The organism is Pseudomonas graminis (genome assembly GCF_001705435.1).
In the GTDB taxonomy this organism is placed as follows: Bacteria; Pseudomonadota; Gammaproteobacteria; order Pseudomonadales; family Pseudomonadaceae; genus Aquipseudomonas; species Aquipseudomonas graminis_B.
The window spans coordinates 23710-34910 of the sequence record NZ_MDEN01000044.1; the positions used below are offsets into that span (position 1 = coordinate 23710).

The 11201-nt window shown below is 63.4% G+C and carries 9 protein-coding genes; 4 read left to right on the forward strand and 5 right to left on the reverse strand.

What is annotated here, in order from left to right:
• Positions 1-6 precede the first annotated feature (6 nt).
• The 3 genes from BBI10_RS00930 to pepN are packed head-to-tail and all read left to right on the forward strand — an operon-like array spanning position 7 to position 3820.
• The gene (locus tag BBI10_RS00930; RefSeq protein ID WP_065986146.1) at positions 7-267 is read left to right on the forward strand and encodes a YeaC family protein; all 261 of its coding nucleotides are present in this window, start codon (positions 7-9) and stop codon (positions 265-267) included.
• Positions 264-1094, forward strand: coding sequence for a DUF2797 domain-containing protein (locus BBI10_RS00935; RefSeq protein WP_065986147.1), 831 nt, complete (start codon positions 264-266; stop codon positions 1092-1094). The genes BBI10_RS00930 and BBI10_RS00935 overlap by 4 nt, the downstream gene beginning before the upstream one ends.
• Positions 1095-1123: 29 nt before the next feature.
• Positions 1124-3820 carry an aminopeptidase N gene (pepN, locus tag BBI10_RS00940; RefSeq protein WP_065986148.1) on the forward strand — a complete coding sequence of 899 codons (2697 nt, stop codon included), beginning with the start codon at positions 1124-1126 and terminating at the stop codon, positions 3818-3820.
• A 237-nt stretch (positions 3821-4057) separates the two neighbouring features.
• Here the strand turns inward: pepN and BBI10_RS00945 are convergent, their stop codons facing one another.
• The 5 genes from BBI10_RS00945 to BBI10_RS00965 form a co-directional block, all read right to left on the reverse strand.
• The gene (locus BBI10_RS00945; protein WP_065986149.1) at positions 4058-5521 is read right to left on the reverse strand and encodes an aldehyde dehydrogenase family protein; all 1464 of its coding nucleotides are present in this window, start codon (positions 5519-5521) and stop codon (positions 4058-4060) included.
• Positions 5522-6133: 612 nt separating this feature from the next.
• Complete coding sequence (locus BBI10_RS00950; RefSeq protein WP_065986150.1) at positions 6134-6979, reverse strand: GNAT family N-acetyltransferase; 846 nt, start codon at positions 6977-6979, stop codon at positions 6134-6136.
• Positions 6976-8157, reverse strand: a complete 1182-nt coding sequence (locus BBI10_RS00955) for an NAD(P)/FAD-dependent oxidoreductase (protein ID WP_065986151.1) — start codon at positions 8155-8157, stop codon at positions 6976-6978. The genes BBI10_RS00950 and BBI10_RS00955 overlap by 4 nt, the downstream gene beginning before the upstream one ends.
• Positions 8157-8588, reverse strand: a complete 432-nt coding sequence (locus BBI10_RS00960) for a RidA family protein (RefSeq protein WP_065986152.1) — start codon at positions 8586-8588, stop codon at positions 8157-8159. Before BBI10_RS00960 ends, BBI10_RS00955 begins: the two co-directional genes overlap by 1 nt.
• On the reverse strand, positions 8578-9723 hold the full coding sequence (locus tag BBI10_RS00965) for a DSD1 family PLP-dependent enzyme (RefSeq protein WP_065986153.1): 1146 nt from the start codon (positions 9721-9723) through the stop codon (positions 8578-8580). Before BBI10_RS00965 ends, BBI10_RS00960 begins: the two co-directional genes overlap by 11 nt.
• A 95-nt stretch (positions 9724-9818) precedes the next feature.
• Here BBI10_RS00965 and BBI10_RS00970 point away from each other — a divergent pair, with 95 nt between their 5' ends.
• On the forward strand, positions 9819-10703 hold the full coding sequence (locus tag BBI10_RS00970; protein ID WP_065986154.1) for a LysR family transcriptional regulator: 885 nt from the start codon (positions 9819-9821) through the stop codon (positions 10701-10703).
• Positions 10704-11201: the final 498 nt, after the last annotated feature.

The following is an 11201-nucleotide window of genomic DNA, read 5'->3' on the forward strand; positions in this document are numbered from 1 at the left end:
AACCCAATGTCCTCTTTTGTCGAAATGATCGAAAACATCACCCCGGACGTCTACGAAAGCCTGAAGCTGGCGGTGGAAATCGGCAAATGGTCCGACGGCCGCAAGCTGACCCAGGAACAACGTGAGCTGTCGCTGCAGGCGTTGATTGCCTGGGAAGTGCGCAACGTGCCCGAGGAACAGCGCATCGGCTACATGGGCCCGCAAGAGTGCGCGTCGAAGTCGGCGCCGGTGCCCAATATCCTGTTCAAATCGGACTCCATTCATTGATTGAAATCGGCAGAGGCTCCGTCAACAAAATGTCCGTGCGGCTTGAGGCTTCACGGGTGGAATATGCGTTCCGGCTGGGTGATTCACAGATCCCGGTCAACCCGCTGATCGGCAAGACCGTGCGCCTGGAGTTTCTGGGTGCGATTCATTGCAGCCATTGCGGCAAGCGCACCAAAACCAGCTACAGCCAGGGTTATTGCTACCCGTGCATGCTCAAGCTGGCGCAGTGCGACCTGTGCATCATGAGCCCGGAGCGCTGCCATCACGAGCATGGCACCTGCCGCGATCCGGCCTGGGGCGAGCAGTTCTGCATGACCGATCACGTGGTCTATCTGGCCAACTCGTCGGGCGTCAAAGTCGGCATCACCCGCGCCACCCAGCTGCCAACGCGCTGGCTGGACCAGGGCGCCAGTCAGGCGTTGCCGATCGTGCGCTGCGCCACCCGGCAGCAGTCCGGCTTTGTGGAAGATCTGTTCCGCAGCCAGGTGGCAGACCGCACCAACTGGCGCGCGCTGCTCAAGGGCGACGCACCGGCGGTTGATCTGGCGGCGATTCGTCAGCAACTGTTCGAGTCCTGCGCCGAAGGCCTGGTCGCGCTGCAGATGCGCTTTGGCCTGCAGGCCATTCAGGTGATGAACGATGTCGAGCCTATCGAGATCCGATACCCGGTAGAGGCCTACCCGACCAAGATCGTCAGCTTCAACCTGGACAAGAATCCGGTCGCCGAAGGCACCCTGTTGGGCGTCAAAGGGCAGTACCTGATCTTCGACACCGGCGTGATCAATATTCGCAAATACACGGCGTATCAACTCGCCGTGCATCAGTAGCCCGTATTAGCAGAAGAAGGGACAACAGCATGCGCACAGACCAGCCGAAAATGATTTACCTGAAGGATTATCAGGCGCCTGAGTACCTCATTGACGAGACCCACCTGACGTTCGAATTGTTCGACGACCACTCGCTGGTCCACGCGCAGTTGGTGATGCGCCGCAACCCGGACCGCGCCGCGCTCGCTCAAGGCGCGGCATTGCCACCGCTGGAACTCGACGGCCAGCAGCTTGAGCTGCTGTCGGTGAAGCTGGCGGATGTCGACCTGTCCGAGGGCGACCTTGCACAGAACGGCTACCAGCTGACCTCCGACAGCCTGACCGTGCAGCCGACGTCCGAGACCTTCACCCTCGACACCACCGTGAAGATCCACCCGGAAACCAACACCGCGCTGGAAGGCCTGTACAAATCCAGCGGCATGTTCTGCACCCAGTGCGAGGCCGAGGGCTTCCACAAGATCACCTATTACCTCGACCGCCCGGACGTGATGAGCACGTTCACCACGACCGTCAGCGCCAACAAGCAGGCCTTCCCGATCCTGCTGTCCAACGGCAATTTGATCGCCGCCGGCCCTTCCGACGACACCCAGCGTCACTGGGCAACGTGGGAAGACCCGTTCAAGAAGCCGGCCTACCTGTTCGCGCTGGTGGCCGGTGACTTGTGGTGCATCGAAGACACCTTCATCACCATGAGCCAGCGCAAGGTCACGCTGCGCATCTTCGTCGAGCCGGAAAACGTCGACAAATGCCAGCACGCCATGGACAGCCTGAAGAAGTCCATGCGCTGGGACGAAGAGGTCTACGGCCGCGAATACGATCTGGACATCTTCATGATCGTCGCCGTCAACGACTTCAACATGGGCGCCATGGAGAACAAGGGCCTCAACATCTTTAACTCCAGCGCCGTGCTGGCCCGCGCCGAAACCGCGACCGATGCCGCCCACCAGCGCGTCGAAGCCATCGTCGCCCACGAATATTTCCACAACTGGACCGGCAACCGCGTCACCTGCCGCGACTGGTTCCAGCTGTCGTTAAAGGAAGGCTTCACGGTGTTCCGTGATTCCGGCTTTTCGGCGGACATGAACTCGGCCACGGTCAAGCGCATTCAGGACGTGGCTTACCTGCGCACCCACCAGTTCGCCGAAGACGCCGGCCCCATGGCCCACGCCGTGCGCCCTGACAGCTTCATCGAGATTTCCAACTTCTACACCCTGACCGTGTACGAGAAGGGCGCGGAAGTGGTCGGCATGATCCACACGCTGTTGGGCGTGGAAGGATTCCGCAAGGGCAGCGACCTGTTCTTCGAGCGCCATGACGGCCAGGCCGTGACCTGCGACGACTTCGTCAAGGCCATGGAAGACGCCAACGGTGTCGACTTCACGCAGTTCAAGCGCTGGTACTCCCAGGCCGGCACGCCGCGTCTGGCGGTCAGCGAGTCCTACGACGCTGCCGCGAAAACCTACAGCCTGACCTTCCGTCAGAGCACGCCAACCACGCCGGGCCAGCCGGGCGATCAGAAGCTGCCGTTCGTGATTCCGGTCGCCATGGGCCTGCTGGACGCCCAGGGTCAAGAACTGCCGTTGCGCCTGCAAGGCGAGGCGCCGGCGGTAAACACCTCCCGCGTGCTCTCGGTGACTGAAGCCGAGCAGACCTTCACCTTCATCGACATCGACGAACAGCCGCTGCCGTCGCTGCTGCGCGGGTTCTCGGCGCCAGTGAAACTGAGCTTCCCGTACAACCCCGATCAGTTGATGTTCCTGATGCAGCACGACAGCGATGGCTTCAACCGTTGGGATGCCGGTCAGCAACTGTCCGTGCAAGTGCTGCAGGACCTGATCACCCAGCACCAGAAAGGCGAATCGCTGGTCATGGATCAGCGTTTGATCACCGCGCTGCACACGGTGCTGACCGACGAAAGCCTGGATCAGGCTATGGTCGCGGAAATGCTCTCGCTGCCGGGCGAGGCGTATCTGATCGAGATCAGCGAAGTGGCTGACGTCGATGCCATCCACGCCGCGCGGGAGTTTGCCCGCCAGCAATTGGCCGACAGCCTGAGCGACGCGCTGTGGCAGCGTTACCAGACCAATCGCGAGCTGTCGAAGCAGACGCCGTACGTGGCCGCATCCGAGCACTTCGCTCGCCGTGCGCTGCAGAACATCGCCCTGTCTTACCTGATGCAGACCGGCAAGCCGGAAGTCCTGGCCGCCGCCATCGACCAGTTCGACACCGCCGACAACATGACCGAGCGCCTGACCGCGCTGGCCGTGCTGGTGAACTCGCCGTTCGAGGCAGAGAAAGCCAAGGCGCTGGAAGTGTTCGCGGAGAACTTCAAGGACAACGCACTGGTCATGGATCAGTGGTTCAGCGTGCAGGCCGGCAGCACCTTGCCGGGCGGGCTGGAGCGTGTGAAAGCGCTGATGCAGCACCCGGCGTTCACCCTGAAGAACCCGAACAAGGTGCGTGCCCTGATCGGCGCCTTTGCCGGGCAGAACCTGATCAACTTCCACGCGGCGGACGGTTCGGGCTATCGCTTCCTGGCCGATCTGGTTATCGAGCTGAACGGCTTCAACCCGCAGATCGCCTCCCGTCAACTGGCGCCGCTGACCCGCTGGCGCAAATACGACAGCGCGCGCCAAGCGCTGATGAAAGCGGAACTGGAGCGCATTCTCGCCTCCGGCCCGCTGTCGCCGGACGTGTATGAAGTGGTGAGCAAAAGCCTGGCGTAAATCGGGCGGATGTTGAAAAGGGCTGTCCGTTTGCGCGGACAGCCCTTTTTTGTGGGTGCTGATTTATGGTTTCAGCGGCTGCGGATGCTGTCTTGTACGCGACACCTTGGTAGGACTGGCTTTAGCCGGGAAGAGGCCGTTTGTCCGCCATCCATTTTGCGGTGTGACGAATGACGCCTTCCCGGCTGAAGCCGGTCCCACACGTCGAGATGTCCAATGATTCCGGCGAGCCGGCGATCAGGCGTTGAAACCGATAATTGCCTTGGTCTCCAGGTACTCCTCAAACCCCATCACGCCGTATTCCCGGCCATTGCCCGAGCGCTTGTAGCCGCCGAAGGGCGCCATGGGATCGCACGCCGGGTGGTTCAGGTGGACTTGCCCGGCGCGAATGCGCGAGGCCACGGCGCGGCCCAGTTCCAGGTCCTGCGCCTGCACGTGGGCGCCCAGGCCATAGACCGTGTCGTTGGCGATTGCCACGGCTTCGTCGATGGAGTCATAGGCCAGGATGCACAGCACCGGGCCGAAGATTTCCTCCTGGGCGATGCGCATCGCCGAGTCGACTTCGGAGAACACCGTTGGCCGGGTGTAGAAGCCTTTTTCAAAACCCGGCACACGGCCCGGGCCGCCGCACAGCAATTTCGCGCCTTCGCCGATGCCGGCTTCGATCATGGCTTGAACGCGGCTGAATTGGGCTTCGTTGGCAATCGGGCCGAGTTGGGTGTCGGGGGATTGCGGGTCACCGACGATCAAGGCGTTGGCGGCGGCGGCCGCCAGTGCTTCGACTTCAGCGAGGCGGGCGCGGGGCACGATCATTCGGGTCGGCGCGCTGCACGACTGGCCGACGTTGCGCAAGGCCGACATCACCCCCAAGGGCACGACTTTGGCAAAGTCGGCGTCAGGCAGCATGACGTTCGGCGACTTGCCGCCCAGTTCCTGGGTCACGCGTTTTACCGTGACCGCCGCCGCTTGTGCGACGAGGGCTCCGGCACGGTTTGAGCCGGTGATGGAAATCATGTCGATGTCGGTGTGGGCCGCGATGGCGGCACCGACGTCCGCGCCGCTGCCGTTGACCAAATTGAACACCCCGGGCGGCAGGCCGGCGTCGTGAACCAGTTGGGCGAACAGCAGGGCGCTTAACGGCGACAGTTCGCTGGGTTTCAACACCACGGTGCAGCCGGCGGCGAGGGCCGGCGCGACTTTGGCAGTGATCTGATAGAGCGGCCAGTTCCAAGGGGTGATCAGACCGCAGACGCCGATAGCTTCCCGCTCGATGGCGGTGGTGCCTTCGACGGTCTGGAAGCGGTAGGTGGACAGCAGATCGCGAGCGACCCGCACGTGTTCGGCGGCCAGCGGCACCTGCATGGCGCGGGAGAAACTGATGGCGGCGCCCATCTCCAGTGAGAGGACTTGGGCGAGGCGCTCTTTGCGCTCAAGGATCAATGCGTGGATTTTGCTCAGGATCGCTGCGCGTTCTACGACCGGCGTTACCGACCAGCCAGGGAAGGCAGCGCGCGCTGCTGCGACGGCCCGATCAACGTCCTCCGCCGACCCCCGCGCGACCTCGGCTACCACTTCTTCAGTGGCGGGATTGACCACCGGCAGAAGGGCCGGAATCGCGGGGGAAGTCCACTCGCCGTTGATGTAAAACTGCCCGGCGTTTTGCAGCTCGATGCCGTGGGTGTTTGAAGGGTGTGAGGTCATCCAGCTAGCTCCCTGGAGCGGTGATAAGGGCTGCGAACAGCGAGTCCTGACGTCTCGATACGCTAACAAACCGGCCCAGGCAAAAGATGCCGTTGTTGCGGCCTGCAAGGGAGAATCTGCTGAATCCGCCGGGGTCCACGCCATCCGTCTTGCGGTGTGACACCTGACGTCTTCCCGGCTGAAGCCGGTCCTACAGTCGAGGTCATGCCGGATACCCTGAATGCACGCGATATGTTTTTGTAGGACCGGCTTCAGCCGGGAAGAGGCCCGCATGAGCACCCACCATTTCGCGGTGTGGCGCCTGACGCTTTCCCGGCTAAAGCCGGTCCTACAGGGGATTGCGTACGCCGCCTGATTGGCGGGATGCATGCGGTCTGTTTTTGTAGGACTGGCTTTAGCCGGGAAGAGGCCGGTATGAGCACCCTCAATTTTGCGGCGTGCCGCCTGACGTTTTCCCGGCTGAAGCCGGTCCTACAGGCCGACCGCGTTCAACTAGTGGGACCGGCTTCAGCCGGGAAGAGGCCCGCATGAGCACCCACAATTTTGCGGTGTGACGCCCGACGTTTTCCCGGCTGAAGCCGGTCCTACACATCGCGGCATGCCTGGCAACGTTCACCCAATCGCCTGGGTCACCATCGCGAACTGGGCAATGCCGTCCCGTGACTGCGGTGGCTCACCCAGCACCATGCGGGGCGCGCGATCGACGCACGGCAGTCCCATCCCCTCCAGCCAGTCCACCAGCCCGCAATCAGCCAAAATGTCGAATCGCACAAACGCGCCGGGGATCAGGCCCAGCAGGTGCGTGATCATCTGCTTTGCCTGCGCCAGATCCTGCGCAACCACCGGCCCGATGAGATGCCCGCGACCAAACCGGCGGAGCAGGGCGCATCCCGTCAATTGTCCGCGCGCCTCAACGCCCACCACGCACTCCGCCGTCGGCAGCAGATCGTTGAGCACCGCCGTGCGGTCCAGCCCGCTGCCGGCATTGGCCAGTTCAATCACCTGCGGGTATTCGGCCTGCGTCACCTCACGACACAGCGCGTCTCTCGTTGCAGCCAGAACCGGCGGCATGTGAGGCACGCCCTGATGTTGCTGAATCCGCGCGTACTCGACAAAACCCATGCTCACGTACAGCGGCGCCCCCGATTCAGTGGCATTGAGGATCGGCGTGCGCGGCGCGGCGGCGTCCAGGCACAGGTTCATCAACTGCCGGCCAATGCCTTTGCTCTGGTGCTGATCACTGACGATCACCAACCCGATCGAGGAATAAGCCCCCTGATGGCAGGCGAACGCCACGCCCACCAACTGACCCTCGTGTTCAGCGACAAAACCCTCGGACGTGCGCTGCACCATCGCCCAGTCTTCCTCGCGATGGGGCCACTTCAAATGCACGGAAAGCGCGTGGGCAGCCGGCATGTCGGCCGCCGTGGCCGTGCGATAAACGTAAGGGTGGCTCATATGAGTTTTCCTGTGCTGAGAAGGCTTGTTGCCAGTTGCGGCACCAGCGATGGTTGGGTAAACCGGCGGATGTCGAAGGGGCTGATGGACGTGCTGGTGCTGCCGGTGCTGATCAGTTCGGCCATCACGTCGCCGACACCGGGGCCGAGCTGGAAGCCATGGCCGCAGAAGCCGAAGGCGTAAAACAGCCCGTCGACCATGCCGCTGGGGCCCATCACCGGCAGCGAGTCCGGCGTGTAGCTTTCGATGCCACTCCAGGTGCGGATGATGTTGAGCTTCTCGGCGCCGGGCACCAGCCGCTTCATCTGGCGCATCTGGTTGAGCAGGCTTTCAGGCTTGAAAAATGCCCGACGGTTGACCATGTCCGGCGCGCAGCGGGCGCCGCCGCCGATGATGATGTTGCCGCGGGGAATCTGCCGGAAGTAGATCACCTCTTCCTTGATCTTGGTGAACACGCCGATCACCGTCGGCAAGGCGTAGGGCACCGGCTCGGTCACCGACATCTGCGGGCCGTTGGGCTCCAGGGGCACGGGTTCGTCGAACTGTTGAGACAGCTTGGTCGCCCACGCGCCGGCGGTGATCAACAGCTGCTCGGCGACGAACAATTGCCCGTCGGTGGTGGTGACGTGGAACTGTCCGCCGACCTTTTGCACGTCGGCGACTTCGGTGCGTTCTTCGATGCGTGCGCCAAGCCGACGGGCCGCGCGGGCAAAGGCGGGTGCCGCCAGACGCGGATTGGCGTGACCGTCGTGGGGCGCGTAGGAGCCGCCCTTGACCTCTGCGCCGAGAAAAGGAAATCGCGTGTGCAACTCGGCGCCGCGATAGATTTTCAGGTCCAGCTGCTCGGCTTCCGGGGCCGCGGCGTAAGCCTCCAGCTCGGCGATTTCGTCCTCGCGGTAACACACACGCATGTGCCCACTGGGGATGAACTCCAGGTCATCGTCGATCAGCTCCGGCAAGCGTTTCCACAAACCCCACGACCGGTTCGCCAGCTCGAGCTGGCCCAGATAGCGCCCTTGCCGCCGCACATTGCCGAAGTTCACGCCGCTGGCGTACTGACCGATCTGGTCGCGCTCCAGCAGCGTCACCGAGCGGCCGCGCCGCTGCAGGAAAAACGTCGACGAGGCGCCCATGACGCCGCCGCCGATCACCAGCACATCGCTTTTTTGCGGGTTCATTAAGGGTCCTCTCGCAGGTTATGGGGTTGCAGGCCACGGGGTTGCAGGTTGCGCGCCACGGCGTCGATTTCGATCAGGTAACCGTGATGCAAGACCGGGACCGGCACCACGGCGCGGGCGGGCCGATGCTCACCCAGGTACCGCGCATAGAGTCGGTCAAACGCCGGCCAGTGTTCAATGCCCACCACGTAGACCGTGACTTTCAGCAAATCGCCTGGGCCCAAGCCCGCTTCCCGGAGGATCGCGATCAGGTTGTCGAGGGCAATCGAGGCCTGCACTTCGAACGGTTGATCGGCGCTGTGCTCGCCATTGGCGCGTACCGGCAATTGCCCGGACACGTAGACCACGCCTCCGTAGGCCACGGCCTGGGAATAGTGCCCGCCCGGCGCTGCTGCGTCGGGCGTGTGAATAATGTCGAGATCACCAGCCATGCAGACGGCTCCAGGTGTGCACCGCGCCGTCCGCGTCGAGGGCGTGATAGTCCGGAAACTGCGCACCGGTGGCGCAGGCGTGGTTGGGCAGAATGCGCAGACGGCGGCCGATGGGGAAGCGCGCGGCGAGGTCGGCATGGCTGGCGTCGCCCAGGGTGATAATCCCGTGCTCCTGATTGGCGCCGGTAACCAACGCCCCATCGATCCATTCGCCTGTTTCGGTGCACACCTGGCCGTAACCGAAATCGTGGCGCTGACGCTGGGTGCCGCGATCACGACTCATGGCCATCCAGCCGGCGTCGGTGATGATCCAGCCTTTGTCCTGCTGATGGCCGATCACCGTGGTCAGCACGCTCAGGGCCAACTCGTCGGCCTGGCAGACGCCGATGTTGTGCATGACCAGATCGAAGAACACATACACGCCGGCACGCACCTCGGTCACGCCGTCCAAGCGCAGAGCTGACAGCGCGGTGGGCGTGGAGCCGATGCTGACGTCCGGGCAGTCGATCCCGGCTTCACGGATGCGTTGAGCGGCGCGGACGCAGAGGGCGCGCTCCTGCTCGGCGAGGGCTTGCAGGGCTTCAGGTTTGTCGAGTTCGTAGCTGGAACCGGCGTGGGTCATCACGCCGCGCAGCTGCAGACCGCCGTCGGTGAGGATGCGCGCGACGTCGATGAGCGCGGGGTCTTCAGCGGCGAGGCCCGAGCGATGGCCGTCACAGTCGACCTCGATCCAGACGGGCCAGACGGGGTTGGATTCGTCGTGCTCACGCGCAAAGGTGACGATGGTCTGTGCGCCCTGAACGCTGTCGGTGAGCACGCTCAGGTTGCAACCGGCGCGCCGCAACGCCAGCGCCTGGAACAATTTGCCCGGAGCGATGGCGACCGCATACAGCACATCGCCAATGCCCTGGTTAAAACAGTGTTCGGCTTCCTTCAGGGTGGACACCGTCACGCCGCTGGCACCCGCAGCGATCTGCGCCTGAATCACCGGCAGGCATTTACTGGTCTTGACGTGGGGACGCAAGCGCACGCCGAGGCTGTCCATGCGTTGCTGCATGCGCTGGATATTGCGCTGCATGCGCGGGACGTCTACCAGGGCGGCGGGTGTGTCGAGAGAGGCAATCGGCGTAGACATGACGGAACTCGGGTGGCGAGGGACAGGGTGGACTCTACTCAACTGTCGTTAAGGTGTGGTTCAATCCAGTCTCATCAATCATTAAGTAAAAGTGAATGATATCCATCGAAGACTTGCGTCTGGCGGTCGCATTGAGCCGCGCCGAATCCCTGAGTGCGGCAGCCAGAGCGCTCAATGTTTCGCCGCCGGCGCTGTCCATGCGCCTGCGGAAACTGGAGACCCTGCTGGGCCTGACCCTGGCCAACCGCGACGCCCGCCGCCTGAGCCTGACCGCCGATGGCGAACGCTTCTCCCGGGAAAGCGCGCTGTTGCTGGAGCAGCTGGAAGCGCTCCCGGAATCCTTCCGGCAAAAGGACGAAAGGCTGGTGGGCACGCTGCGGCTGGCGGCGCCCTTCGGTTTCGGACGACAGCGACTGGCACCGCTGCTGGCGCGCTTCATCCGGCTGCATCCGCAGCTGTGCCTGCACCTCGACCTGCGCGAAACCCCCTGGCCGGATCGGCACGACAGCGACGCCGTGATCCACATCGGCCACCTCAACGACAGCCTGTGGACCGCGCGGCCACTCTCACCGAACGAGCGCTGGCTGTGCGCAAGCCCGGCCTACCTGCACGAACACGGCGAGCCGACCGCGCCGGACCAGCTCAGCGCCCATCGCTGCATCTGCATCCGTGAAAACGACGAAGACGTCACCCTCTGGCACCTGCGCAAAGGTCCCGCCCGCAAAACCCTGCGCGTCGAACCGGCCCTGCTCACCAACGACGGCAGCGTCGCCCGCCGCTGGGCCGAACAAGGCCTGGGCCTGGTGCTGCGCTCGCAATGGGACGTCAGCGACGCCATCGCCAGCGGCAACCTCGTCCGCGTCCTCGCCGACTGGAACTTCGACAGCGCCCCCGTCAACCTCCTCGTGCCTTCACGCAAACTCCGTAGTCCGCGGGTGCAAGCGTTAGTGGCGTTTCTGGAAGATGGGTTGAAGGCGTGAGAGGGTGGAAGCAGGCGTCACGCCGCACAATTGATGGCGCCCTGGCTGGCCTCTTCCCGGCTAAAGCCGGTCCCACTAAAAGCGCGCGTACATCAGTGAAATCGGCAACGCGGAGCGTCACAGGATGCATTCCCACGCAGAGCGTGGGAACGATCGGACAACAGCAACAGCAACAGCAACAGCAACAGCTTCGCGAGCAAGCTCGCTCCCACAGGTAGGGTGTCTGATCAGCAAAACTGCCAGCGTCCACACTGGCCTCTTCCTGGCTAAAGCCGGTACCGCAAAAAAGTACTGCGTACACCCCGTAGGACCGGTTTCAGCCGGGAAGCTTTTGATCTTCATACGCAAAAAGCCCAGACGACACCAATCGCGACTTGGGTGCAGGCCGAACGCAGACGACGCGCAGTGGGCCGAGCCGCATGGATGCGGCGAGAGCGCCGTCAGGACATGGATGTCCGTTCGGCGCGGGCCCACGGAGCGTCGTCGGAGTGAGGGTAC

Bases quoted from the DNA above. Each gene is read 5' to 3' on its own strand.
- BBI10_RS00930 (WP_065986146.1), top strand. From the start codon at position 7: ATGTCCTCTTTTGTCGAAATGATCGAAAACATCACCCCGGACGTCTAC.
- pepN (WP_065986148.1), top strand. From the start codon at position 1,124: ATGCGCACAGACCAGCCGAAAATGATTTACCTGAAGGATTATCAGGCG.
- BBI10_RS00945 (WP_065986149.1), bottom strand. From the start codon at position 5,521: ATGACCTCACACCCTTCAAACACCCACGGCATCGAGCTGCAAAACGCC.
- BBI10_RS00950 (WP_065986150.1), bottom strand. From the start codon at position 6,979: ATGAGCCACCCTTACGTTTATCGCACGGCCACGGCGGCCGACATGCCG.
- BBI10_RS00955 (WP_065986151.1), bottom strand. From the start codon at position 8,157: ATGAACCCGCAAAAAAGCGATGTGCTGGTGATCGGCGGCGGCGTCATG.
- BBI10_RS00960 (WP_065986152.1), bottom strand. From the start codon at position 8,588: ATGGCTGGTGATCTCGACATTATTCACACGCCCGACGCAGCAGCGCCG.
- BBI10_RS00965 (WP_065986153.1), bottom strand. From the start codon at position 9,723: ATGTCTACGCCGATTGCCTCTCTCGACACACCCGCCGCCCTGGTAGAC.
- BBI10_RS00970 (WP_065986154.1), top strand. From the start codon at position 9,819: ATGATATCCATCGAAGACTTGCGTCTGGCGGTCGCATTGAGCCGCGCC.